The 23,551-nt window shown below is 73.5% G+C and carries 22 protein-coding genes; 6 read left to right on the top strand and 16 right to left on the bottom strand.

Annotation, left to right across the window (positions count from 1 at the left end; genetic code table 11):
* Window positions 1-12: 12 nt before the first annotated feature.
* From AC4H2H_RS12280 to AC4H2H_RS12295, 4 genes are all read right to left on the bottom strand, one after another.
* Complete coding sequence (locus AC4H2H_RS12280) at window positions 13-1,311, bottom strand: thiolase family protein (protein ID WP_494371088.1); 1,299 nt, start codon at window positions 1,309-1,311, stop codon at window positions 13-15.
* A 183-nt stretch (window positions 1,312-1,494) separates the two neighbouring features.
* Window positions 1,495-2,541, bottom strand: coding sequence for a lipid II:glycine glycyltransferase FemX (locus AC4H2H_RS12285; RefSeq protein ID WP_494371089.1), 1,047 nt, complete (start codon window positions 2,539-2,541; stop codon window positions 1,495-1,497).
* 9 nt (window positions 2,542-2,550) lie between these two features.
* Window positions 2,551-3,831 carry an HRDC domain-containing protein gene (locus AC4H2H_RS12290; protein ID WP_494371090.1) on the bottom strand — a complete coding sequence of 427 codons (1,281 nt, stop codon included), beginning with the start codon at window positions 3,829-3,831 and terminating at the stop codon, window positions 2,551-2,553.
* Window positions 3,828-4,430 (bottom strand): DUF3000 domain-containing protein, encoded by a 603-nt coding sequence (locus AC4H2H_RS12295; RefSeq protein WP_494371113.1) that lies wholly within the window; start codon window positions 4,428-4,430, stop codon window positions 3,828-3,830. Before AC4H2H_RS12295 ends, AC4H2H_RS12290 begins: the two co-directional genes overlap by 4 nt.
* Window positions 4,431-4,662: 232 nt before the next feature.
* Between AC4H2H_RS12295 and gnd the strand changes: the two genes are divergently transcribed.
* Together gnd and AC4H2H_RS12305 are read left to right on the top strand one after the other, a co-directional pair.
* On the top strand, window positions 4,663-6,099 hold the full coding sequence (gnd, locus tag AC4H2H_RS12300) for an NADP-dependent phosphogluconate dehydrogenase (protein WP_494371091.1): 1,437 nt from the start codon (window positions 4,663-4,665) through the stop codon (window positions 6,097-6,099).
* 98 nt (window positions 6,100-6,197) lie between these two features.
* Window positions 6,198-7,367, top strand: a complete 1,170-nt coding sequence (locus AC4H2H_RS12305) for a DegT/DnrJ/EryC1/StrS family aminotransferase (RefSeq protein WP_494371092.1) — start codon at window positions 6,198-6,200, stop codon at window positions 7,365-7,367.
* A gap of 25 nt (window positions 7,368-7,392) precedes the next feature.
* On the opposite strand, the gene AC4H2H_RS12310 is transcribed toward AC4H2H_RS12305, so the two are convergent.
* Window positions 7,393-8,625, bottom strand: coding sequence for a carboxylate--amine ligase (locus AC4H2H_RS12310; protein WP_494371093.1), 1,233 nt, complete (start codon window positions 8,623-8,625; stop codon window positions 7,393-7,395).
* 72 nt (window positions 8,626-8,697) lie between these two features.
* Window positions 8,698-9,327 (bottom strand): HAD family hydrolase, encoded by a 630-nt coding sequence (locus AC4H2H_RS12315; protein ID WP_494371094.1) that lies wholly within the window; start codon window positions 9,325-9,327, stop codon window positions 8,698-8,700.
* 31 nt (window positions 9,328-9,358) lie between these two features.
* Here AC4H2H_RS12315 and cuyB point away from each other — a divergent pair, with 31 nt between their 5' ends.
* Entirely contained in the window at window positions 9,359-10,099 is a 741-nt protein-coding gene (gene cuyB, locus AC4H2H_RS12320; protein ID WP_494371095.1) for a cysteate racemase, read from the top strand.
* 61 nt (window positions 10,100-10,160) lie between these two features.
* Here the strand turns inward: cuyB and AC4H2H_RS12325 are convergent, their stop codons facing one another.
* The gene (locus AC4H2H_RS12325; protein WP_494371096.1) at window positions 10,161-10,646 is read right to left on the bottom strand and encodes a hypothetical protein; all 486 of its coding nucleotides are present in this window, start codon (window positions 10,644-10,646) and stop codon (window positions 10,161-10,163) included.
* Window positions 10,647-10,651: 5 nt separating this feature from the next.
* Entirely contained in the window at window positions 10,652-11,491 is an 840-nt protein-coding gene (locus AC4H2H_RS12330; RefSeq protein WP_494371097.1) for a dihydrofolate reductase family protein, read from the bottom strand.
* A 37-nt stretch (window positions 11,492-11,528) separates the two neighbouring features.
* Here AC4H2H_RS12330 and zapE point away from each other — a divergent pair, with 37 nt between their 5' ends.
* Both zapE and AC4H2H_RS12340 read left to right on the top strand, forming a co-directional pair.
* Window positions 11,529-12,566 carry a cell division protein ZapE gene (gene zapE, locus AC4H2H_RS12335; protein ID WP_494371098.1) on the top strand — a complete coding sequence of 346 codons (1,038 nt, stop codon included), beginning with the start codon at window positions 11,529-11,531 and terminating at the stop codon, window positions 12,564-12,566.
* 70 nt (window positions 12,567-12,636) lie between these two features.
* Window positions 12,637-13,041, top strand: a complete 405-nt coding sequence (locus tag AC4H2H_RS12340) for a RidA family protein (RefSeq protein WP_494371099.1) — start codon at window positions 12,637-12,639, stop codon at window positions 13,039-13,041.
* 218 nt (window positions 13,042-13,259) lie between these two features.
* On the opposite strand, the gene AC4H2H_RS12345 is transcribed toward AC4H2H_RS12340, so the two are convergent.
* From AC4H2H_RS12345 to glgX, 5 genes are read right to left on the bottom strand one after another with little or no spacing between them, the layout of a single operon-like run.
* Window positions 13,260-13,814 carry a GNAT family N-acetyltransferase gene (locus AC4H2H_RS12345; RefSeq protein ID WP_494371100.1) on the bottom strand — a complete coding sequence of 185 codons (555 nt, stop codon included), beginning with the start codon at window positions 13,812-13,814 and terminating at the stop codon, window positions 13,260-13,262.
* Window positions 13,811-14,740 (bottom strand): PPK2 family polyphosphate kinase, encoded by a 930-nt coding sequence (locus AC4H2H_RS12350; RefSeq protein WP_494371101.1) that lies wholly within the window; start codon window positions 14,738-14,740, stop codon window positions 13,811-13,813. Before AC4H2H_RS12350 ends, AC4H2H_RS12345 begins: the two co-directional genes overlap by 4 nt.
* Window positions 14,741-14,754: 14 nt before the next feature.
* A complete protein-coding gene (treZ, locus tag AC4H2H_RS12355) occupies window positions 14,755-16,593 on the bottom strand; it encodes a malto-oligosyltrehalose trehalohydrolase (protein ID WP_494371114.1) in 1,839 nt (612 codons plus the stop codon).
* Between the two features lie 29 nt (window positions 16,594-16,622).
* The gene (gene treY / locus AC4H2H_RS12360) at window positions 16,623-19,211 is read right to left on the bottom strand and encodes a malto-oligosyltrehalose synthase (RefSeq protein WP_494371102.1); all 2,589 of its coding nucleotides are present in this window, start codon (window positions 19,209-19,211) and stop codon (window positions 16,623-16,625) included.
* Entirely contained in the window at window positions 19,208-21,415 is a 2,208-nt protein-coding gene (gene glgX, locus AC4H2H_RS12365) for a glycogen debranching protein GlgX (protein ID WP_494371103.1), read from the bottom strand. The genes treY and glgX overlap by 4 nt, the downstream gene beginning before the upstream one ends.
* A gap of 213 nt (window positions 21,416-21,628) precedes the next feature.
* On the opposite strand from glgX, the gene AC4H2H_RS12370 reads away from it, so the two are divergent.
* The gene (locus tag AC4H2H_RS12370; protein WP_494371104.1) at window positions 21,629-21,841 is read left to right on the top strand and encodes a hypothetical protein; all 213 of its coding nucleotides are present in this window, start codon (window positions 21,629-21,631) and stop codon (window positions 21,839-21,841) included.
* Between the two features lie 3 nt (window positions 21,842-21,844).
* Here the strand turns inward: AC4H2H_RS12370 and AC4H2H_RS12375 are convergent, their stop codons facing one another.
* The 3 genes from AC4H2H_RS12375 to AC4H2H_RS12385 are packed head-to-tail and all read right to left on the bottom strand — an operon-like array spanning window position 21,845 to window position 23,487.
* Window positions 21,845-22,156 carry a hypothetical protein gene (locus AC4H2H_RS12375; RefSeq protein WP_494371105.1) on the bottom strand — a complete coding sequence of 104 codons (312 nt, stop codon included), beginning with the start codon at window positions 22,154-22,156 and terminating at the stop codon, window positions 21,845-21,847.
* Between the two features lie 30 nt (window positions 22,157-22,186).
* Window positions 22,187-22,543 carry a DUF2277 domain-containing protein gene (locus AC4H2H_RS12380; RefSeq protein ID WP_494371106.1) on the bottom strand — a complete coding sequence of 119 codons (357 nt, stop codon included), beginning with the start codon at window positions 22,541-22,543 and terminating at the stop codon, window positions 22,187-22,189.
* A gap of 53 nt (window positions 22,544-22,596) precedes the next feature.
* Window positions 22,597-23,487, bottom strand: a complete 891-nt coding sequence (locus tag AC4H2H_RS12385) for a hypothetical protein (RefSeq protein WP_494371107.1) — start codon at window positions 23,485-23,487, stop codon at window positions 22,597-22,599.
* Window positions 23,488-23,551 lie beyond the last annotated feature (64 nt).

The raw sequence follows: 23,551 nt of genomic DNA on the forward strand, positions 1-23,551 counted from the left end.
TCTCGCTCACGGTCAGTTCTCCCCGTCGGTCGCGGTGGTCGTGTCGGCGGCGCCGTGGCCGGAGTAGTCGGCGTGGTGCGGGTTCTCCCAGATCACCGTGCCGCCCATGCCGAGCCCGACGCACATGGTCGTCAGGCCGTAGCGGACCTCGGGGTGCTGCTCGAACTGGCGCGCGAGCTGCGTCATGAGGCGCACGCCCGACGACGCGAGCGGGTGCCCCATGGCGATGGCCCCGCCGTAGAGGTTGACGCGCGGGTCGTCGTCGGGCAGGCCGAAGTGGTCGAGGAACGCGAGCACCTGGACGGCGAACGCCTCGTTGATCTCGAACAGGCCGATGTCCTCGATCGTCAGGCCTGCGGAGGCGAGCGCGCGCTCGGTCGCAGGGACCGGGCCGATGCCCATGACCTCGGGGTCGACGCCCGCGTAGGCGTAGGAGACGAGGCGCATCCGGGCCGGGAGGTCCAGCTCGTCGGCGACGTCGCCCGCCGCGAGGAGGCAAGCCGTCGCGCCGTCCGTGAGCGGCGAGGCGTTGCCCGCCGTCACGCGGCCGCCGGGGCGGAACGGCGTCTTGAGGTCGCGGATCGCGTCCAAGGTCGTGCCGGGGCGGGGGAGCTCGTCGGCGGTCGCGAGGCCCCAGCCGAGCTCGGTCGACCGGGTCGCGATCGGCACGAGCGCGTCGGAGATGTCGCCGTTCGCCAGGGCCTTGGCGTACTTCGCCTGGCTCTCGACGCCGTACGCGTCCGCGCGCTCCTTGGTCAGGTGCGGGAAGCGGTCGTGCAGGTTCTCGGCCGTCGCGCCCATGACGAGTGCGGAGGAGTCGACGAGCTTCTCGGCGACGAAGCGCGGGTTCGGGTCGGCGCCCTCGCCCATGGGGTGGTGGCCCATGTGCTCGACGCCGCCCGCGATCGTCACGTCCTGCGCGCCGACGGCGATGTTCGCCGCGGTCGTCGTGACCGCGGTCATGGCGCCCGCGCACATGCGGTCGATCGCGAAGCCGGGGACGGACTTGGGCAGCCCGGCGAGGACGGCGACGCTGCGCCCGAGGGTGAGGCCCTGGTCGCCCGTCTGGGTCGTCGCGGCGAGCGCGAGCTCGTCGATGCGCTCGGCCGGCAGCTCGGGGCGACGGCGCAGGAGCTCGCGGATCGTCTTCACGGCGAGGTCGTCGGCACGGGTCTCGGCGAAGATCCCGTCGGGGCGCGCCTTGCCGAACGGGCTGCGCACGCCCTCCACGAAGACGACGTCGCGCACGGCGCGGTGGCGCGAGCGCTGGGTGGCGCCCTGGGTGCGAGGGGCCTCGTTGGCCACGGTCATGGCATCTCCATCCGATGCAGATGGTCGGGACGGCGGTGTCCGGAGCGGCACCGCTCGGGTCGTTCACGTGTGCTGATACACGCTACCGCGAGTATCGGGAAAGTACGAGTAGATCGTACGCGACGAAAGAGACCCGGTATCGCACGTGGCGATACCGGGTCTCTCGACCGTCCGGGGCGGGCGTCAGCGGCTCCCGCGGAGCTTGCGCACGACCTTCTTCGCGGTCGGCAGACCCTTGTTCCACGCCGAGTACCACATCGAGAACGGGACGTCGACGCTCCCGAGCAGCTCGTCGTCGTGCTGCGCGAAGCTGCGCTTGAACTCGCTGATCCCGTCGTTGAGCAGGCCGTTCATGTCGTAGCGCACGAGCCCTGCCTCCTGCGCGAGCGTGATCGCGTGCCACTTCACGGGGGCGTTGGCGCGCAGCTTGCGCCCGGCGTCGTCGATCCCGCCGTAGAGCTCGAACGATGTCGTCGCGGACGACACGCACCACACGAACGAGACCGGGGCACCCTCGGAGAAGGCGGCGACCAGCACCGAGTGCTCGCCGAGCTCGCGGTGGATCGCGAGGTAGTACTCGTCGTCGTGCAGCGCGAAGCCCGCGCGCTCCGCCGTCTCGTGGTAGACCGCGAGGACCTGCCGGACCTCCGCCTCGTCCGTGACGCGGCGCACCTCGAGCCCGGTCCGGGCGGCCTTGCGGATGTCGTACCGCGTGGTCTTGCCCATCGCCTTCGTCAGCTCGTCCTGGCTCTTCGTCAGGTCCAGGATCAGCGTGACCGGGTAGAGGATCGGGTTCACCGCGGGGCGGGCGTCGGGCAGGTCGAGGTGGGTGCCCACGGGCCAGTCCGGCTCGATCGTCACGCCGACGCCGCCGACGTGCTCCTTGCACCACGCGACGACGGCGCGCGTCACGGCGTCGCGCGTCGCGTCGTCGCCGACGCCGGGCCCGGCACCCCACCCGTCCGTGCCCGCCGGTGCGACCACGGGGCCGCGGGGGAGGTGGCACAGCGCCTTGAACTGCGCAGGCAGCGACCGGACGAGCACCTGGGCGAGGCCCTGCACCCGGCCCTCCGCGTCGACCGCCTCGACGCGGTGCGGGGTCCACGCGCCGGTCGCCTTCACCTCGCCCCAGCCCCAGAGCTGCAGCGGGTGGCCGCCCAGCTCGTTCACCCGGGCGTCCCAGGAGGCGCGGTCGGTGACTGTCCGGATCGTCAGGTTCGCGTCGTGCACCGGACGACCCTACCGTCCCGGGACGGCGGCGAAGGCGGTCGCCAGCCGGACGGCGAGCAGCCCGACCTGCCACTCGCGGGCGCCTCGCCCGCGCAGGAACTGCGCGACGTGCTCGGCGTCCGCAGGCTGTGGCGGCGTCCAGCACAGGCGGCGCAATGCGTCCGGCTGCAGGAGGTTCTCCGGAGGGACCGCGAGCTCGTCCGACAGTGCCTGGACGACGCCGCGTGCCGCCTCCAGGCGGGCCGCCGCGCCCGGGTCGCGGTCGGCCCAGGCACGCGGGGGCGGCGGGGCGTCGGTGCGCGGGCCGCGCGCCGAGGGCAGCGCTCCCGCCGGCAGCGCGAGCGCCTCGTCGATCGCCTGCTGCCAGTAGGCCGCGCGCCGCCGGGTGCCCTTCCCGGCGAAGGCCGGGATCTCCACGAGCTGGGCGACGGACCGCGGCAGCGACTCGGCGGCGGCGACGATCGCGCGGTCGGGCAGGACGCGCCCCGGGGCGATGTCGCGGCGCCGGGCGTTGACGTCGCGCGCCTGCCACAAGCTGCGCACGACGGCGAGCCGGCGCGGGTCGCGCAGCGTGTGCGTCCCGGACGTGCGGCGCCACGGGTCGACGCGCGGCGCCGGCGGGCCGGCGGTGCGGACCGCCTCGAACTCCTGGGCGGCCCACTCGGCCTTGCCCGCCGCATCGAGGCGCTCGCCGAGCACCTGACGCAGCGGCACGAGCACCTCGACGTCGAGCGCGGCGTACCGCAGCCACTCCACGGGCAGCGGGCGCGTCGACCAGTCGACGGCCGAGTGCTCCTTGGCGAGCCCGAGCCCGAGGACCTCGGCGACGACGGCGGCGAGCCCCACGCGCTCCATGCCGAGCAGGCGGGCCGCGAGCTCGGTGTCGAAGACGCGCGCGGGGACCACGCCGTGCTCGGCGAAGCCCGGCAGGTCCTGCGAGGCGGCGTGCAGCACCCACTCCGCGTCGCCGACGGCGTCGAGCAGCGGCGAGAGGTCCGGGACGCCGACGGGGTCCACGAGGGCGGTGCCGGCACCCTGGCGCCGGACCTGGAACAGGTAGGTGCGCTGCCCGTAGCGGTACCCGGACGCGCGCTCGGCGTCCGCGGCGACGGGGCCGGTCCCGGCGGCGAACGCCTCGACCACGCGCGCGAACGCCTCCGGGGTGTCGACGACCCGACCGAGGCCGTCGGACGGCTCGGTGAGCGGGGTGATCGCGGGGACGTCCTCCGGGGGAGCGTCCTCACGGGGGGCGTCGACGGGGGGCGGTGCGGGTGCTGCGGTCGAGCTCATGGACCCACGGTATTGCGTCGCGGCGGGTGCCGGTGCGCGAGGGGTGTCACGCCGTCGGGCACGGGCGGCAGCCCGGCCGCCGTGCACAGGAGCTGGGACCAGGCCGCGAGGTGGCTCCCGAGCTCGTCCGAGAGGGGGGTCCAGGACGCGCGCATCTCGAGCTCGACGTCGTTGTCCTTCCCCGCGAGGGCGCCGAAGCTCTGCGACAGCACGCGCGTCACGGTGCCGCCCTCGGCGTGGGCCGACGCGCCCTGGTCGCGCAGCGCGTCCTGGAACCACGTCCAGGCGACCTCGGCCAGCATCTCCTCGCTGCCCATCTCCGCCTCGAGGGTCGCACGCACGAGCGTGACCACGCGGAATCGCCCCTGCCAGGCCTCCTGGCCCTCCGGGTCGAACAGGAGGATGAACCGGCCGGACGCCAGGTCGGCGTTGTCGCCCGGCGGACCCGCGACCTCGCCCGTGAGCGCGACCGACCACGGGGCGATCCGGCGCGGTGCGGGCACCTCGCGCAGGGTCACCTCGGGGCGGAGCCGACGTGCCGCGAGGGCGTCGAGCGCGGCGCGGAACTCCGGTGGGGCGTCCGTGCCGTGAGCGGTCATCACACCCGGCACACTACGAGCCCGGCGGCGCGGCGCCGCGGCGCCGCGCGCGGGTGTCGCCGAATCGTGATCGGCTGGGCTCGTCGTCCGTCGACGGTCGGCACCCCGGATCGGCACCACCGCTGCCGGTGACCGGATGGTGGCAGCGCCCGAGCCGCCCGGTACCGGAGGACTAGGCTGACCCGCGTATCCGCCCCGTACCGTTACCGAACCCCGAGGAGCAGGGAAGCAGATGTCAGCACGTGCACAGATCGGTGTGACCGGACTCGCGGTCATGGGTCGCAACCTGGCCCGCAACTTCGCCCGTCACGGCTACACGGTCGCGGTGCACAACCGCTCGTACGCCAAGACCGAGTCGCTCGTCGCCGAGGCCGGGAGCGAGGGCGACTTCGTCCCGTCCGAGTCGATGGCGGACTTCGTGGCGTCGCTCGAGCGGCCTCGCAAGGTCGTCATCATGGTCAAGGCGGGCGCCGCGACGGACGCCGTCATCGACGAGCTCGTGCCGCTGCTCGAGGAGGGCGACATCGTCGTCGACGCGGGCAACGCGCACTTCCCGGACACGATCCGGCGCGAGAAGGCGCTCGCGGCGAAGGGCCTGCACTTCGTCGGTACCGGCGTGTCCGGCGGCGAGGAGGGCGCGCTCAACGGCCCGTCCATCATGCCGGGCGGCACGCGTGAGTCGTACGCGAGCCTCGGCCCGATCCTCGAGGACATCTCGGCGAAGGTCGACGGCACGCCGTGCTGCACCTACGTCGGCCCCGACGGCGCCGGGCACTTCGTCAAGATGGTCCACAACGGCATCGAGTACGCCGACATGCAGCTCATCGCCGAGGCGTACGACCTGCTCAAGCAGGGCCTCGGTGCCTCGGCGGCGGAGATCGGGAAGATCTTCGAGGACTGGAACACGGGCGACCTCGAGTCGTTCCTCATCGAGATCACCGCGGACGTGCTCCAGCACGTGGACGCGGAGACCGGCTCGGCGTTCGTCGACGTCGTGCTCGACCAGGCCGAGCAGAAGGGCACCGGCCGCTGGACCGTGCAGAACGGCCTCGATCTCGGGGTGCCGATCACCGGCATCGCCGAGGCGACGTTCGCCCGCGCGCTGTCCGGCTCGGTCCCGCAGCGCGAGGCCGGCCGCGCGGCCCTGCCCGCGGACACGCAGGACTGGGACGTCAAGGACCGGGAGGCGTTCGTCGAGGACGTGCGCCTGGCGCTCTACGCGTCGAAGGTCGTCGCCTACTCGCAGGGCTTCGACCAGATCGCGGCCGCGTCCGTAGAGTTCGGCTGGGACATCGACCGCGGGGCGATGGCGCGCATCTGGCGCGGCGGCTGCATCATCCGCGCGCGGTTCCTCAACCGCATCACCGAGGCGTACGAGCGCGACGAGCAGCTCCCCCTGCTCCTCGCCGACGAGTACTTCACCGGCGCGGTCGGCAACGGTCTCGCCGCGTGGCGCCGGGTCGTCGCGGGGGCGGCGCAGAACGGCGTGCCGACGCCGGCGTTCTCCTCGTCGCTCGCGTACTACGACGGAGTCCGGGCAGAGCGCCTGCCCGCCGCGCTCATCCAGGCGCAGCGCGACTTCTTCGGCGCCCACACGTACCGGCGCGTCGACAAGCCGGGCACGTTCCACACGGAGTGGTCGGGCGACCGAACCGAGTCCGACGCCTGACACCCACACCGCCCGACGGCGGCCGTGACGCTCCGGCGTGACGGCCGCCGTCGGCATTCGCCGGACGACGACGATGATCCACGACGACACGGAGAACGATGAGCCGCCACCCGCAGGACGCGACCGCGACGAGGATGCTCGCCGACCGGACGGGCACCGACCCCGCCGACTGGTTCCTCGTGTTCAAGGCCCGGTACGGCATGGAGGTCGTGTTCCGGGCGCTGGCCCAGGTGCGCGGCGTGGGCGACGTCGTCACGCAGGTGTTCACGTGCTCGACGGCGGTCGACCCGGTCCTCGTCGCCGGGCTGCGGCCCGTCTACGCCGAGGTGTCCCCGGCGACGGTCGCGATCGACCCCGACCGGCTCGCCGTCGGCCCCGCCACGCGTGCCGTCGTGCTGCAGAACACGTTCGGGATCGTCGACGACGCGACCGGCCGCCGCCTGCGCGACGCCGCGCGCTCGGTCGGGGCGCTCCTCGTCGAGGACAGCGCGCACTGCGTGACGCGCCTGGCCCGGGACGTGGACGGGACGCCGGTCGCGGACGTGTCGTTCCACTCGTTCGGCGTCGAGAAGATGCTGCCCACGCGGTTCGGCGGGGCGGTGTGGGTGAGCCCGTCGCTCGACCCGGCCCTGCGGTCGGCGGTCGTCTCCGCGCTCGACGCGCTGCCCGCCGTCGGGCTGCGCCTCGACCTCGCCGCGCGCAGCTTCCGCACGCAGGTGCGCGTGCTCAACCGGCTCCCCGGCGCGGCGGCGGGGAAGGTGCGCGGTGCGCTCACCGCCGTCGGAGCGTACGAGCCGGCGATCGCTCCCGTGGAGAACCGGGGCGGGCTCGCGCACCCGCCGCAGCGGCCGTCGTCGTGGGTCGTCGGGCAGATGGTCGACGCGCTGCGGTCGAGCGGCGACGTCGAGGCGCGCCGGGCGGACACCGTCGCCGAGTACGTGCGCGGGCTGTCCGACGTCGTCGAGGTCCCGGCCGGTATCGGCGAGCGGGCGCCGCTCGTGCGGTTCCCGTTCTTCGCGCCCGACGCCGCGACCGCCGACCGGCTCCTCGCCGACCTGACCGCGGCCGGCTTCTACGTCGGGAAGTGGTACCGGCCCGCGCTGTTCCCCGGGCCGGACGACCCGGCCGTCTACGGCTACACGCCCGGGGACCCGTCGCTCGCGACGACCGAGGACCTCGTGGCGCGCGTCGTGAACCTGCCGACGACCGTCGGCGTCACCACGGCGCGCCGCATCGTCGACGCCGTGCGCTCGTCGCTCGGCGTCTGAACGCCTCGCGTCGGGCCGCCGGGCGTCAGGCCGACGGGCGGGACCGGGCGAACTTCACGTAGTCGAGCGTGTGGCGCAGGTCGACGCGCCACACGTCGACCCGGCGTCGCAGGCTCCTGTCCGGCGCGTAGCGCAGCGTGTGCCACACCCCGTGCTTGCGCGCCTTCTTGACGCGGTGGCGCAGCGACACCGGCACGAGCGCCCGGACGACCGGGTAGGGCACGTTGACCCACAGCCGCGCGTCGGACGTGACCTGCTCGGGCAGCTCGCGCCCGTGGATGAGGTCCTCGACGTAGCAGCGCGCGAGGTTGCCGCCGGCGGCCATCGTGTAGAAGCTCGCCGCACCCTGGCGGAGGTTGACCTCGAGGATCTTGCTCGTGCCGGTGCGGCGGTCGTACATGACGTCGAGGTTCGCCGCGCCCACGTAGCCGAGGCTGTCGAGCAGGTGCCGGACCGACTCGGTGAGCCTGTCGTCCTTCATCGTCACGACGGCGTTGTAGTTGCCGACGAGCTTCGGGTCGTACTCGCCGAGCACGATCTGGGCGGCCGAGAGGAAGCGCAGGCGACCGTGCCGGTCCGAGTAGGTGTTGACCACGCGCATGACCGACTCGTCGCCGGCGAGGTACTCCTGGACGATCAGGTCGTCGGTGTAGCCGGCCGCGTAGATGCGGCGGGCGACCTCGCGCAGCTCCGACGCGTCCTGGACGAGGTAGACCTTCTTCTTGCCCTCGAACCGCAGACGCGGGTAGGTGTCCGTGTCGGACGGCTTGAGGATCAGGGGGTAGGGGAAGGGCAGACCCTCGCCGAAGCCGGGCGCGTCGACGTCGGCCGCCGACGCGATCACGGTCTCCGGGTGCGGCACCCCCAGCTCGGCGCACGTGCGGGAGAAGTCGGTCTTGTTCATGAGCCGCGCGGCGAGCTCGGCCCCGACCAACGGGATGACGTAGAGGTCCTCGAGCTCGGCCCGGTGGGCGATCACGACGTTGGTGTAGAACTCGATGTTGGCGATGAGCAGGCGCTTGCGGCCCGGGAACTCGGCGGCGAGCTCGCGCAGGATCGCGACGATGCGCTCGGGGTCGTCGAAGTCGCGGTAGGTGCGTACGTCGACGATGCGGGAGTCCGCCGTCTCGCGCAGCGGGTAGCGGCCGAGGGCCAGCGTCCGGATGCCGTACGCCTCGTGGAGCGACCTCGCGATGTTGTAGGTGTTGAGGTTGGTCCCCAGGACGATGGGGAGGAACTCGGCGTTGCCGTACGTCATCGGGGGAGGTCGTCCGTTCTTCAGGGTCCGTAGGCCGTCCGCCATCCTACGAGGGCGACGTCCCGACCGGGCTCAGGTGGCGGTCGGCGCCGTGGCGCCGACGCCGTGCGCGGCGAGGAGCCGGACGAGCTCGTCGTGGCCGCGGGAGACGTCCCAGTGCACGGCCGGCATGCCTGCGGCGCGCGCGCCGTCGACGTTCCGCTCGGTGTCGTCGACGAACAGCACCGACGACGGGTCGACGCCGATCCCGTCGGCTGCGGCGAGGAAGAAGCGGGGGTCGGGCTTGGCGACCCCGAGCTCGCAGGAGTACCAGCTCGTGTCGAACTCGTCGTCGTACCCGAGGGTGGTCCGCATGAACGGCACGCGCCGGCTCTCCTGGTTGGTGCCGAGGTGCACGCCGTAGCCGCCGGCCCGCAGCGCGCGCACGAGCGCGAAGGACTCCTCGACGACCTCGAGGGCGTCGAACCACACGGCGCGGTACACGTCCTCCGCAGGGACGGTGACGCCGTACCGCCGCAGGCCGGCGGCCAGCACCGGCAGGTAGTCGCCGTCGCCGACGAGCATCGGCAGCTCCTCGCTCCAGGTCTCGAGGAGGAACTCGCGCGTCCGGTCCCCGAGGTAGCCCTCGACGACGGCATACCAGCCGTCAGGGACGTGCTGGAGCACGCCGTCGGCGTCGAACAGGACGTGGCGCACGCTCATCCGCGCACCCTACCCGCCGTAGGATCCACGGGTGACGCCGCGACCGGACCAGGACCACGCCCAGCCCCTCGTCGGAGTGCTCGGGGGTGTCGGACCGCTCGCGACCGCGTACTTCCTGCAGCTCGTCGTCGCGCTCACGGAGGCGGAGAAGGACCAGGACCACGTGGATCTCGTCGTGCTCAACCACGCGACGATCCCGGACCGGACGGACTTCATCCTCGGCCGGTCCGACGCCGACCCGGGGCCGGTCCTCGCGCACGACGCACGCCGCCTCGAGGCGTTCGGCGCGGAGTTCCTCGTCATGCCGTGCAACACCGCGCACTACTTCACGCAGCAGGTGCTCGACGCGGTGACGGTGCCCTTCGTCTCGATCATCGCGACGACCGTCGACGCGGCGCGCGAGCGCGTCCCGGGCCTCGCCGCGGTGGGTCTGCTCGCGACAGCCGGCACGGCCGCGTCCGGTGTGTACCAGGACGCGTTCGCGCAGCACGGCGTCGAGACCCTCGTGCCGGACGACGCGGACCAGGCGCTCGTCTCGCAGATCATCTACGAGCAGGTCAAGGCGGGTCGTCCCGTGGACCTCGACACCTTCCGTGCGGTTGCCGGGCGCCTGGTGGACCGGGGGGCGCAGGTGATCGTGCTCGGGTGCACCGAGCTGTCGGTGGTCGCGGTCGATCACGACCTGCTCGCCGACCCGCTCTACCTCGACTCGACCGACCAGCTTGCGCGCGCGACGATCCGGCGCGCCGGGCACCGCGTCCGCGAGGTGTGATCACGCTTCTCCCTCGGCGGCCCGGGCCCCTACCTCGGCCGTGAGACGCCGCGTGAGCGGATCAGCCGAGCTCGCTCGTCCCGGAGTAGAGGTGCAGCACAGGGACGTGGAGCTCGTCGCGGGCCCGCGAGGCCCAGTCGGTGTGGAACGTGTCCTCGACCGCGTGCGGGTAGGTGACGACCACGACCTCCCGCACGAGTCCCCTCGCGACGGCCTTGCGCAGCGCGGGCAGCGGGTCGTCGTCGATGACGGACCCGTCCGCCTCGCGGCCGGCGTCGCGCAGCTCCGCCACGGACCGCTCGAGCTGCTGCGCGGCCGTCGCGGTCGCCTGGGTCGGGGTCGGCTCGCGCCCGATCACCTCGTCCCATGCCTCCTTGAGCTCGCCCACGCTGAGGTGGTCGATGATCGCGGAGACGAGGTTGCGCTCCGTGTCCGCCGGCACGAGCACGCGGTACGCCAGCGTCTCGTCCTGGTGCAGCGACAGGATGTGCTGGACGTCGGCCGGGTTCAGCGTGTCTTCGGTCAGGACGAGGATCGTGTCGGTCACGCAGGTCAGCCTATCCGCAGGAGCCAGCGCGCGACGGTCGTACCGGCGGGCGAGCCGGGGCGGTCGGTCGGGCTGTGCAGCAGGTGGGCGAGTCGCGGCGGCCTGGCGGCGACGCCCGACGGCGTCGCACCCGCCACGATCCGGCCGGGCCCGCGCCCGACGACGCTCGCCGTCGTCGTCACGCACAGCTCGTCGACGAGGTCCGCGGCGAGGAGGTCGCCGAGCAGCGTCGGGCCGCCCTCGGTGAGCACCCGCGTCAGGCCGCGCTCGGCCAGGGCCGCGAGCCCGGCAGCGAGGTCGACCTCGCTCCCGCCGTCGTCCGGTCCCCGTCCGACGACGAGCACCCGGTCCGCGGGCACGTCGCCCCGGGCGGCATCGGCGCCCGCCAGACCGGTGAGCACGTACGGCGGCCGTTCACCACGGGCGAGCGCCTCGGGGACCCGGCCCGTGCGCGTGACGAGCGCGAGCTCGAGGGGCGCGGCGTGCAGGTGCTCGAGGCCGCGCGGCCGGTCGAGCGCGGTGTAACCCTCGGCCCGCGCGGTGCCCGCACCGACCAGCACGACATCGGCGAGCGCGCGGAGCACGCGGAAGACCCGCCAGTCGGCGGCGTCGTTGATCGAGCCCGACCGGTGGTTCGGGCCCCACGCGGCGCCGTCGACGCTCGTGACCATGTTGGCGCGTACCACCGACGCGCCGCGCGCCGACGACCCGTAGGCGTAGAGCGCCGCGAGCCGCTCCTCGACCGGGTCGGGCGGCAGGTGCTCGGCCGTCGGGAGCAGGACGTCGAGCGGAGGCAGGTCCGTGCGTCCGGCCGGGGCGGCGGAGGGCGTCGTGGCAGAGGTCACAGCGACCAGGTTAGCCACCGGCGTAGGCTGGATCCTCGTGACTGCAGCACCAGCGACCGGCGTCCGTGCCCTCGCCGACGTCCGCCCCGCGGTGGCGCCCGCGCGGCTCCTCGCCGACCTGCTGCCCCCGCGCCATTTCGCCGACGCGCGCTTCTCGACCTACCGCGCGAACCCGGCCTATCCCAGCCAGGCGCGCACGGTCGAGCGACTCGAGGAGGTCGCGGCCGCCGTCGTGAAGCCGGCGCGCAAGGGGCTGTTCGGCAGCCGGAAGCAGCCGGCTCCCGCGGTGTACATGGACGGCGGGTTCGGCGTCGGCAAGACGCACCTGCTGACGTCGCTCGCGCACGCCGTCGGGCTCGACGTCAGCGCGTACGGGACGTTCGTCGAGTACACGAACCTCGTCGGTGCGCTCGGCTTCCAGGCGACGGTCGACGCGCTCGCGACGAAGAAGCTCGTGTGCATCGACGAGTTCGAGCTCGACGACCCGGGCGACACCGTCCTCATGTCCCGCCTGCTGCGCGAGCTCGCCGACCGCGGCGTCGCGCTCGCCGCGACGTCGAACACCCTGCCCGAGGCGCTCGGCGAGGGCCGCTTCGCCGCCGAGGACTTCCTGCGCGAGATCCAAGCGCTCGCGGCCCGCTTCGAGGTGTTGCGCGTCGACGGCGAGGACTACCGCCACCGCGCCGTCGTCACGGACTCCGAGCCGCTGCCCGAGGACGTCGTCCGGCGGGTCGCCGCCGCGAACGCGGGGTCGACGCTCGACGGGTTCGACGACCTGCTCGCCCACCTCGTGCACGTGCACCCGAGCCGCTACCGCGCGCTCCTCGACGGCGTCGAGGTCGTCGCGCTCACGGGTGTGCACCCCGTCACGGAGCAGTCCGCCGCGCTGCGGCTCGTCGTGCTCGTCGACCGGCTCTACGACCGCGACGTGCCGGTGCTGCTCGCCGGGGCGGGGGAGAAGGGTCTCTTCTCCGAGGAGATGCTGCGCGGCGGGTACCGCAAGAAGTACTTCCGCGCGCTGTCGCGCCTCGGGGCGCTCGCGGAGGACGGGCGCCGACTCGTGCGCGCCGCCTGACCGTCGCTCACCGTGCCTCTCGCTCTTCGCGCCAGGGCGTGTCGCTCAACGCGGGTGAGAGGATCGCCAGGTGAATCCTGCAATCCGTCTCATTCGATCTGCTGAACTGAGCGACGCACCCTATGCATACGCGTCGGTCGTGGACAGCGCTGTGCGCCTGGTCTTCCTCGCCGGGGCGTGCCCTCTCGAGAGGGACGGGACCACGGCAGCCGTGGGTGACTACGTGGGCCAGGCTGCGAGATGCGTCGAGACTCTGAGCGAGGCGCTCCGGGCAGTGGGCGCAACGCTAGAAGATGTGGTGAACACCCGGGTGCTGGTGGCGTCGTCCCAGCGGTCGGATCTCGGTGTGGTGTGGGAGGTCGTGCGGGACGCGTTTGGGGATCATGACGTGCCCAGCACCCTGATGGGTGTGACGGTGCTGGGCTATGAGGATCAGCTGGTCGAGATCGAGGCCGTTGCCGCGGTTCCTGCCTGACCACTGTCGGGCCCGCTCGCTGGCCAGTGGCGAGTCGCAGCGAGGCAGAGATCAGCGCGGTAGCCACGGGCGAGTGTGTCCGAGCGCATGGGCAGTCTCTCTCGCCGTTCGGCGAGAGCGTGGCACGAGCTGCCAAACTTCCGCGTCGGCCTCTGAGTCCTTCTCCAGTCCGGGTCCCTTCGTGACCACGCGGTCGTGCACGGCGGCGTGACGGTGGGTCACGGTGGTGCGTTCGGCGGACGGTCGAGCCGGTAGACCACGTGCTCCCTCGTGTCGGCCGGGTTGTCCGGCTCCAGGTCGGCCGTGCCGACGCGCGTGAAGCCCGCTTTCTCGAGGGCGCGCCAGGACGCGACGTTCGCCGCCGAGACCGGCACGACGATCGCCGTCGCCTCGGGGTGCTGCGCCCAGGTGTCGCGCGCCGCCGTCGCGATGATCCGTGTGCCGAGCCCGTACCCCGTGCGGCCCGGGTCGCCGACGAGGTAGTCGAGGGTCACCGCACCGTCCGGGACGTCGACGCCCGCGCCGACCAGCTCGTCCCGGTATTCCGGGTAGTCGCGCAGGAACGAGCGCTGCAGCAGCCCCACGGGCACGCCGTCGACGAGCACGACCAGGTCCTCACCCGGCTCCTCGCCGCGCACCGAACGACCGAAGTCGCGCTCGACGGCCTCCGGTGTCGTCTCGTGGTGCCACCAGCGGGCGACGTGCGGCTGCGCGAGCCACCCCGCGAGCATCGCGAGGTCGCGCTGCTCGAAGGGCCGGAACGCGATCGTCATGTCGCGGCGAGGCGCTTCTTCTCGACCTTGACGTCGAAGTCCGCCGGCGGCCAGCCGAGGTCGAGGCCGCGCAGGGCGTCGAGCAGCAGCTCGCTCACCGCGAGGCGGGCGAACCACTTGCGGTCGGCCGGGACGACGTGCCACGGCGCGATCTCGGTGCTCGTCCGGTCGAGGACCGCCTGGTAGGCCTCCTGGTACGCGGGCCACTTCTTCCGGGAGCCGACGTCGTTCGGGTTGTACTTCCAGAACTTGTCCGGGCGCTCGAGGCGCTCCATGAGGCGGGCGCGCTGCTCCTCGTAGGACACGAGCAGCGCGACCTTGACGATCGTCGTGCCCGACGCGACGACCTTCTCCTCGAACCGGTTGATCTCGTCGAACCGCTTCTCCCACACGTCCGGTGCCACGAGCGAGTCGACCCGGGCGATCAGCACGTCCTCGTAGTGCGATCGGTCGAAGACGCCGATGTACCCGGGCCCGGGCAGCGCCCGGCGGACCCGCCACAGGTAGTGGTGCTTGCGCTCCTCGGGCGTCGGCACGCCGAACGAGCGGTGCGCGACGCCCTGCGGGTCGACCAGGCCGACGACGTGCCGCACGATCCCGCCCTTGCCGGAGGTGTCCATGCCCTGCAGCACGAGGAGCACCGACCGCGACCCGCCGGACCGTCCCTCCGCGAAGAGCCGCTCCTGGAGGTCGGACAGCTCGTCGGCGTGGTGCGCGACGAGCGCCTGGCCGGCCACCTTGTCGCCGTCGAAGCCGGGGGTCGAGGCCCGGTCGAACGACGCGAGGTCGAAGCCGACGGGCGCCCGCAGCGCCTCGCTGGGGGGAACGTCCCACTCGGGGTGAGGCGCCGGCTCCGGAGCTCGACGCTTCGCCGACGCGTTGTCGCTGCCCTTGCCGCCACCCTTGCCGTGCTTCTTCTTCGACATGCCCGTGAGCGTAGTCACACCCACGACAGCACGGCGACCGCACGCGCGGGCAGCTCGACGACGCGGCCGCGCACGCGGGTCGCCGGGTCCCACGCCGCGAGGAGGCGCGGGGCTCCGCCCAGGGCGAGCCGCAGCCGCCGGGGGTCACGTCCGAGGTTCACGGCGACGGCGACCGTCCGGCGGTCGACCACGAACGCCGGACCGTCGTGCGGCGCGGCGGCGACGCGGGCCTCCTCGGCGGACGCGTCGTCGTCGGCGCCGCCCGGGCCGTGCACGCGCACCGCCGACAGGTCGCCCGAGCGCACGTCCGGACGCGCGCGCAGGGCGACCAGGTCGCGATACCAGGCGAGAAGCCGGGCGTGCTCGCCCCGGTGCCGCTCGCCCCAGTCGAGGACGCTCGCGTCGCGCGTCGCGGGGTCCTGAGGGTCGGGGACCGGGACGGCGTCGCCCCAGCCGTGCCCGGCGAACTCGGCGGCGCGCCCGCGCCGGATCGCGTCCGCGAGCTCCGGCTCGGCGTGGTCGGTGAAGAACTGCCACGGCGTGGACGCGCCCCACTCCTCGCCCATGAACAGCATCGGGGTGAAGGGGGAGACGAGCACGAGCGCGGCGGCAGCGGCGAGCGCGCCCCCGTCCAGGGCCGACGACGTCCGGTCGCCGTGGGCGCGGTTGCCGACCTGGTCGTGGTTCTGCGCGGACACGACGAACGCATGACCGTCGGTGCCGGGCGGCAGGCGGTGCCCCCACGGCCGCCCGCGGAACGTCGAGTAGGTGCCGTCGTGCACGAAGACCCCGGTGAGCGCCTTGCGCAGCACGGCGACCGAGCCGAAGTCCACGTAGTACCCGTGGCGCTCGCCGGTGAGCAGCGCATGGAGGGCGTGGTGGACGTCGTCGGCCCACTGGGCGCCCATCCCGCGCCCTCCCTGCTCGACGCCCGTGACCGTGGCGGGGTCGTTCTCGTCCGACTCGGCGATCAGGGTCAGCGGGCGGCCGAGCTCCTGCCGGATGCGCTCCACCCGGCGCGAGAGCTCGGCGAGCACGTGCGTCGGCGAGTCGTCGACGAGGGCGTGCACGGCGTCGAGGCGCAGGGCGTCGAGGTGGAACTCGACGAACCAGCGCTCGGCGTTGTCGAGGATCCACTCGCGCACCTCGCGGCTGCCCGACCGGTCCAGGTTCATCGCCGAGCCCCACGGCGTGGTGTGCGCGTCGGTGAAGTACGGCCCGAACTCGGGAAGGTAGTTCCCGGAGGGCCCGAGGTGGTTGTAGACGACGTCGAGCACGACGGCGAGCCCGCGGGCGTGCGCCGCGTCGACGAAACGCTGCAGCGCCCGGGGGCCGCCGTACGGTGCGTGGACGGCGTACGGGTGGACGCCGTCGTAGCCCCAGCCCCACCACCCGCCGAACGCCGCGACGGGCATGAGCTCGACCGCGCCCACGCCGAGGGCGACGAGGTGGTCGAGGCGGTCGATCGCGGCGTCGAGCGTGCCCTGCGGCGTGAACGTGCCGACGTGCAGCTCGTAGACGACCTCGCCGCGTACGTCCTTGCCCGGCCACGCCCCGTCGGTCCAGGCGAACGACGCGTCGAACGTCCGGCTCGGCCCGTGCACGCCGTACGGCTGCCACGGGCTGCGCGGGTCGGGGCGGCCCGGGCCGCCGTCCACCGCGTAGCCGTAGTCCGTCTCCCACGGCAGCTCGTGGTCGTACCCCCACCAGCCGGGCACGTGCGCGCCGACGAGCCGCAGCGGGAGCCGGCGTGCGCCGTCGAACGTCCCCGACCCGGGCTCGGGGAGCAGCAGGTCGACGCTGCGCGCGGCCGGCGCCCAGACGATCGGGCGCGGCCCGGGCACGGAGAGCATGGGCGTCGCGCGGGGCGGCGGCACGGACGTCACGACGCGCCTCCCGGTGCCGCGGCGCTCGCGGCGGTGTCGTCGGTTCCGCCGAGGACGAGGAGCGCGACCGGGAGATCCGTGAGCAGGTCGGCGAGTCGCACGGTGCCGGGGGGGTGCTCGCGACCCGTCAGAAGGTCGTGCCAGGGGCGGTCGGCGGTGGGGAGGGTCACGACGTGGTCGCGCCAGCCGCCGAGCCGGCGGAGCGTCCCCGCGAGCCGCGTCACGACCGTCACGACGCGCGGTGTGCCGTCGTCCGCCGAACCGCTCTCCGTCGTGCGGGCGAACGCCAGGGCGCACGGCGACGACGTCGCGAGCGGCGCGTAGCCCGCGCCCGGGCCGGTGAACGCCTCGGGCAGCGCGCGTCGCACGCGCAGCACGCGCGAGGTGACGAGGAGCTTCTCGTCGGCGAGCGTACGCGCGGGGCCGCCGTCGTCGAGCCGTTCGAGCCCCCGGGTGAGCGCCTCGGCGTCCACGGGTTGCCGGTTGTCGGGGTCGACGAGCGTCGGCGCGTAGGTCTCGCTGCCCTGGTAGACGTCCGCGACGCCGGGCGCGGTGAGCTGCGCGAGCTTGAGCCCGAGGCTCGCCGCTCGCAGCTCGTCGCGGTGCTCCCTCGACCAGCGCGCGAAGGCCGCGAGCACGCGATCGTCGGCCCGCGCCCGGCGGGCGAGGTCCTCGACCGCCCGCTCGTACGCCTCGTCCGGGCTCGTCCACGACGTCCCGACCTTCGCCTCGCGCAGCGCCTTGCGCAGGTAGTCGACGAGGCGGTCGGCCGCGATCGCGCCCTCGCCCGGGGCTGCGGCGTCCGCCGTCTCCGGGAGCCACGTCCCCGCGACCGTCTGCCACAGGAGGTTCTCCGCGAGACCGTCGACGAGCGCGCCGCGGTACGACGACGTCGCGGCCCGGACCTCGTCGACGAGGCGCGACCAGCCGCGCGTGTCCTCGGACAGCACGCCCAGCGCCGCGCGCGTGTCCTCGCCGCGCTTGGTGTCGTGGGTCGAGCCGGCCGTCAGGCCGTACGGCGTGAGCGCCGCGAACCGCTGGGCGAACGCGTGCCAGTCGTGCGTGCCGAGGCTGAACCGGTCCGGCTCGCCCCCGACCTCGCACAGGCTCACGAGCTCGGTCCACCGGTAGAACGCCGTGTCCTCCACGCCCTTCGCCATGACCGCGCCGCACACCTGCTGGAACCGCACGACGAGCTCGTCGCGCCGCGACTCACGGCGCCGGCCGGCGCTCCCGACCTCGCGCCCCAGCACGAGGTCCACCACGACGTCGAGCGTCTCGCCGCGCTGCGGGTCGAGCCGGGCCCGCGCGACCGCGGCCGCCTCCTCGACGGCCCGCACGGCCTCGTGGCGCGGCGGGGTGCCCGGCACGACGTACGCGCGGTAGCGGTCGAACGCCACGAGCAGCTCGCGCAGGCACTGGTGCAGACCGCGCCAGGTGTGGTCGCGCAGCCGGGGGTCGTCGTGGCAGACGGCGGCCGCGAGGTCGGTCAGGCGGTGCAGCTCGGCGTACAGCGGGCCGGCGACGACCTCGCGCTTCGCCTCCTCGACCACAGCCTCCAGGCCGCCCGCGACCGCGCCCGTCAGCCGGGTCATCACCGCGTCGAGACCCGCCCGTCCGCCCGGGTCGACGAAGAGCTGCTGCAGCCGCCACGCGACGTCGTACCCGGTGGTCCCGGCCGTCGCCCAGTCGGCGGGCACCTGCTCCTCGCCCGCGAGGATCTTCTCCACCACGACCCAGGCGTCGCCCGTGCGCCGCGCGAGCCGCTCGAGGTACTGCGCCGGGTCGGCAAGACCGTCCGGGTGGTCGATCCGCAGGCCGTCGACCGTGCCGTCCGCCACGAGGTCGAGCACGAGCGCGTGCGTCGCCTCGAACACGCTCTCGTCCTCGACGCGCACGGCGACGAGCGTGCCCACGTCGAAGAAGCGGCGGTAGTTGAGCTCCTCGTCGCCCACGCGCCAGAACGCGAGACGGTAGTGCTGGCGCTCCACGAGCTCGACCAGCGGCAGGTCCTCGGTCCCGGCCCGCACGGGGAAGACGTGGTCGAAGTACCGCAGGACGGCGCGGGCGCCGGGCGAGCCCGGGACCTCGAACTCGTCGAGCACGAGCTCGCCCGCCGCGAGGACGTCGCCGAGCCGCGAGCCGAGCACGGGCATGAGCACCGCGCCCTCGCCCGCCGACCAGTCGACGTCGAACCAGTGCGCATGGGGCGAGTCCGGGCCCTCCTCGAGGACCGACCACAGCGCGCGGTTGTGCCACGCGGGCGTCGGGACCGCCATGTGGTTCGGGACCACGTCGAGCACGATCCCGAGCCCCGCGGCGTGGGCGCTCGCGGCGAGGCGCTCGAGTCCGTCCCGCCCGCCGAGCACGTCGCTGATGCGGGAGTGGTCGACGACGTCGTAGCCGTGGGTCGAGCCGGGCGCCGCCTGCAGGACGGGGGAGAGGTACAGGTGCGTGGCCCCGAGGGACGCGACGTAGGGCACCTGGCGCGCCGCGTCGTCGAACGTGAGGTCGGGGCCGAGCTGGAGGCGGTAGGTCGAGACGGGCACGCGCGGGCGGCCAGACCCGGGGGAGGTAGCCGTCATCGTGCCGACGGCCGGGTCAGGACGATGACGCTGCGGCCCGTGACGGGGATCGTGTCCCCGGGGGCCAGCGCGTCGCCGGCGTCGACGGTCCCGTCGGTGTCGAGCACGACGTCCCAGCTCTCGCCGTACTCGGCCGGCGGGACCGTGAACTCCAGCACGTCGTGGTGGGCGTTGAGCAGCAGCAGGAACGAGTCGTCCACGATGGGCTCGCCGCGCCGGTCGTGCTCGGGGATCGCGCCGTTGAGGAACACCGTGACCGAGCGCGCGTACGCGTGCTCCCAGTCCTGGGCGTCCATGCGCGCCCCCGTGATGTCGAGCCACTCGATGTCGGGCAGCTGCGCGGGGTCGGCCGTCCTGTCGTCCGCGCTGCGTCCCGCGAAGAACCGCCGCCGGTGCAGGACCGGGTGGTCGCGGCGCAGCCACACGACGCGGCGCGCGAAGTCCAGCAGCGCGGCGCGCTCGTCGTCCAGGCCCCCCTCGCCACCCCAGTCCATCCACGTGATCTCGTTGTCCTGGCAGTACCCGTTGTTGTTGCCGCCCTGGGTGCGGCCGATCTCGTCCCCGTGCGCGAGCATCGGCACGCCCTGGGAGAGCAGGAGCGTCGTGAGGAAGTTGCGGCGCTGGCGCGCGCGCAGCGCACGGACCTCCGGGTCGTCGGCCGGGCCCTCCACGCCGCAGTTCCACGAGCGGTTGTGGTTCTCCCCGTCGCGGTTGTCCTCGCCGTTGGCGTCGTTGTGCTTCTCGTCGTACGACACGAGGTCGTTGAGCGTGAAGCCGTCGTGGGCCGTGACGAAGTTGATGGACGCGATGGGCTTGCGGCCGCTGTGCTCGTACAGGTCGGAGGAGCCGGTGAGCCGGCTCGCGAACTCGGGCAGGGTCGAGGCCTCGCCGCGCCAGAAGTCGCGGACCGTGTCGCGGTAGTCGCCGTTCCACTCGGTCCACAGCGGCGGGAACCCGCCCACCTGGTAGCCGCCGTCGCCGAGGTCCCACGGCTCGGCGATGAGCTTGACCTGGGAGATCACCGGGTCCTGCTGGACGATGTCGAAGAAGGCCGACAGGCGGTCGACCTCGTGGAACTGGCGCGCGAGCGTCGCGGCGAGGTCGAAGCGGAACCCGTCGACGTGCATCTCCGTCACCCAGTACCGCAGCGAGTCCATGATGAGCTGCAGCACGTGCGGCGAGCGCATGAGCAGCGAGTTCCCCGTGCCGGTCGTGTCGAAGTAGTGCGCCTCGTCGCCGTCGACGAGGCGGTAGTAGGCCTTGTTGTCGATGCCACGGAAGGACAGCGTGGGGCCCATGTGGTTGCCCTCGGCCGTGTGGTTGTACACCACGTCGAGGATGACCTCGATGCCGGCCTCGTGCAGCGCCTTGACCATGGTCTTGAACTCCATGACCTGCTGCCCGCGCGTCCCGTACGCCGCGTAGCCGTTGTGCGGCGCGAAGAAGCCGATGGTGTTGTAGCCCCAGTAGTTGCTCAGGCCGCGGTCGACGAGCGTCGGGTCGTTGACGAACTGGTGGACCGGCATGAGCTCCACGGCCGTGACGCCGAGCGTCACGAGGTGCTCGATCACCGCCGGGTGCGCCATGCCCGCGTACGTGCCGCGCAGCTCCTCCGGGACGTCCGGGTGGCGCATCGTCATGCCCTTGACGTGCGCCTCGTAGATCACGCTGTCGTGGTAGTCCCGGTTCGGCGGGCGGTCGTGACCCCAGTCGAAGTAGGGGTTGACGACGACCGAGACCATCGTGTGCGCGGCGGAGTCGTCGTCGTTGCGCGGGGGAGCGGACGACGGGGCGTCGTCTCCGGCCGCGTCGCCGTCCGCGACGTCCGAACCGTCCTCGGAGCGGTCCGGGCCGGGCTGGTCGAACCGGTAGGAGAAGAGCGACTCGTCGCCGTCGACCTGGCCCTCGATCGCCTTCGCGTACGGGTCGAGCAGCAGCTTCGACGGGTTGCACCGGTGCCCGTTCGCAGGGTCGTACGGGCCGTGGACCCGGTAGCCGTACCGCGTCCCGGGGCCCTTCCCCGGCAGGTAGACGTGCCACACGTGCGCGTCGACCTCCTCGACGTCGACACGCTGCTCGGTGCCGTCCTCCTTGATCAGGCAGAGCTCGACGCGCTCCGCCACCTCCGAGAAGAGGGCGAAGTTCGTGCCCGTCCCGTCGTACGTCGCCCCCAAGGGGTAGGGGTGGCCCGGCCAGGTCTGCATGCCCCCGAGGATTTCATGCGCGCCCGCTCGGTGTCGTCGCAGAGCGACTGTGACGATGCCGGCGAGCCGCCGACGGGGCACCGTCGCGTCATGTTCCGAGTAATAGTGTGCCAAGCGCGCACGATCGATCGTCGTCGCATCGCCACCGCCTTCGGCGATGCGCTGACCACCGAGCGGCGTGCGTGCCGCCCCCCGACCTGGTAGACCCGTGCCATGAGCACCGAAGCGCACCGCAGGGACGACCTCAACGAGTCCGACGTCGCCTCGGCTCGACTGTCACCGCGCCGCGGTGACGAGGACGAGCGCGGCGACGTGCTCACGGGCGGCGACGCCAGCAAGGCGCCGCACTCGCTGTCGGAGACGGAGCGGCGGCCCATCGAGGGCGCGTCGTCCGGCACCTCGTGGGACGACCCGGACGAACTGTGAGCCTCAGTCGACGCGGGGGAGCCGCGCCGCGTCGACGGGGATGAGGCGCGGCATGCCGGCGGGTGCGACCGCGCTCAGGGCGAGATAGCGCGCCTCCGCGCGGTGGAGCCGGATGTGCTCGTCGACGGTCCAGTCCTGACCGTTCGTCAGGGCCATGCCGCACGAGCAGTCGATCGTGACGCGACCCGAGGCGTCCTCCCGGACCTGTCCGATCGTCACGTGCGCCGAGCGTGCGTCGGCCTTGGCCCGCCGCATGCCCGCGCTCACGGGCTCGGTCGGGGCAGCGTCGTCGAGGGGTCGCAGGTCGAGATCCACGGCCCCGAGCCTAGACGCCCGCAGCACGGTTCAGGCGGGCGTGCGCTCCACGGCCGGCTCGTCGTCGTGCGTGTGGGCGAGACCGAGCTCATGGGCACGCTCGTGCGCGCGCTCGGCGGCCTCGCGCGCCGCGATGCGCGCACGGACCTCCTCACGCCGCAGCGGAGGGACGGTCGACGGCGGGTTGCGTCGCTCGGGGAGCTCGTCGAGAAGACGGGCGACGATGGCCGTGACCTCGTCGACGGCGCGCTCGAACGGCTCCGCGGTCGCGGGGCTCGTGCGCTGGATCCCCGTGACCTTGCGGACGAACTGACGTGCGGCCGCCTCCACCTCCTCGTCGGTGGCAGGAGGCTCGAGACCGCGCAGGGTGGTGATGTTCCGGCACATGCTCCTGACGCTACGTCGACGTGAGGAGAGTCACAAGGTCGTCGGGACCGGCGTCAGGCGAAGCGGGCCGCCACGGCGAGCGTCGCGCCGACCTCGACGCCGACGTCGGCGAGCCGGACGCCGTCGGGCAGCTCCGCCGCGAGGTCGATGCTCCGGCCCTCGACCTTCGCGAGCTCGCCGCGCGCGGTGAGGAGGAGCGCCGCCACGACGGGATTGCGGCTCGACAGCACGACGTCGCGCACGGTGAGCACCATCCGGGAGTCCACCTCGGCGGTCGCGGTCGCCCGCACGCTCGCGGAGAGGAAGCCCTTGCGCACCCGGGCGAACCCACGCACGGACACGCTGCGGGGCCCGTCCGAGACGAGGTCGACGTCGAGCGAGACGAGGCTGAGCCCGACGCCTTCGAGCTCGGTCGCGGCGAGGCGGCGGGCGGTGGCGAGGACCGCGTCGCGGGGCGCGGCTACGTGGACGTGACCGCTCAGCGGCGCCACGGCGTCCGGTTCTACGGCCTCGACGGCCAGGGAGCCGTCGGTGCTCTCGACCCAGCGGAAGCGCAGCCCTTCGACCTCGGCGACGACGTCGACGGGGACGTCCTCGACCGTCAGCGGGTGCGCGTCGACGCGGAGCCGGTGCAGCGTCGCGTCCTCGCGTGAGCGCACGTCGTCGACGGTGTGGGTCCGCTGCCCGGAGGGGTCCTGCTCGACCGCGCCCGTCCGGTGCGAGCCGGCGACGCGCACGCGGACGCCGGTCAGGTCCACCTCGAGCCGCGTCACGTCGGGCCCGGCGAGAGCGGCGTCGAGCCGCACGCGCTCGACGCCGTCGACATCAGGGCCGAGCGCCTCGACCACGGCCGGACGCAGCCGCGCGAGGAGGTCCGGGGCCGTCGTGGGTCGCGGGGCCGAGCCGAGCGGCAGGATGTCGACGGCGGGTCGCAGGTCGGGCATGGGCCCGAGGGTAGTGGACGGGACGACGAAGGCCGCCCCGGTGGTCCGGGACGGCCTCGAAGCT

This window comes from Cellulosimicrobium sp. BMG9.22 (assembly GCF_059159975.1).

Bases quoted from the DNA above. Each gene is read 5' to 3' on its own strand.
- AC4H2H_RS12280 (WP_494371088.1), bottom strand. From the start codon at position 1,311: ATGACCGTGGCCAACGAGGCCCCTCGCACCCAGGGCGCCACCCAGCGC.
- AC4H2H_RS12290 (WP_494371090.1), bottom strand. From the start codon at position 3,831: ATGAGCTCGACCGCAGCACCCGCACCGCCCCCCGTCGACGCCCCCCGT.
- AC4H2H_RS12295 (WP_494371113.1), bottom strand. From the start codon at position 4,430: ATGACCGCTCACGGCACGGACGCCCCACCGGAGTTCCGCGCCGCGCTC.
- gnd (WP_494371091.1), top strand. From the start codon at position 4,663: ATGTCAGCACGTGCACAGATCGGTGTGACCGGACTCGCGGTCATGGGT.
- AC4H2H_RS12305 (WP_494371092.1), top strand. From the start codon at position 6,198: ATGAGCCGCCACCCGCAGGACGCGACCGCGACGAGGATGCTCGCCGAC.
- AC4H2H_RS12310 (WP_494371093.1), bottom strand. From the start codon at position 8,625: ATGACGTACGGCAACGCCGAGTTCCTCCCCATCGTCCTGGGGACCAAC.
- AC4H2H_RS12315 (WP_494371094.1), bottom strand. From the start codon at position 9,327: ATGAGCGTGCGCCACGTCCTGTTCGACGCCGACGGCGTGCTCCAGCAC.
- AC4H2H_RS12345 (WP_494371100.1), bottom strand. From the start codon at position 13,814: ATGACGATCGCGTTCCGGCCCTTCGAGCAGCGCGACCTCGCGATGCTC.
- AC4H2H_RS12350 (WP_494371101.1), bottom strand. From the start codon at position 14,740: ATGTCGAAGAAGAAGCACGGCAAGGGTGGCGGCAAGGGCAGCGACAAC.
- treZ (WP_494371114.1), bottom strand. From the start codon at position 16,593: ATGCTCTCCGTGCCCGGGCCGCGCCCGATCGTCTGGGCGCCGGCCGCG.
- treY (WP_494371102.1), bottom strand. From the start codon at position 19,211: ATGACGGCTACCTCCCCCGGGTCTGGCCGCCCGCGCGTGCCCGTCTCG.
- glgX (WP_494371103.1), bottom strand. From the start codon at position 21,415: ATGCAGACCTGGCCGGGCCACCCCTACCCCTTGGGGGCGACGTACGAC.
- AC4H2H_RS12370 (WP_494371104.1), top strand. From the start codon at position 21,629: ATGAGCACCGAAGCGCACCGCAGGGACGACCTCAACGAGTCCGACGTC.
- AC4H2H_RS12380 (WP_494371106.1), bottom strand. From the start codon at position 22,543: ATGTGCCGGAACATCACCACCCTGCGCGGTCTCGAGCCTCCTGCCACC.
- AC4H2H_RS12385 (WP_494371107.1), bottom strand. From the start codon at position 23,487: ATGCCCGACCTGCGACCCGCCGTCGACATCCTGCCGCTCGGCTCGGCC.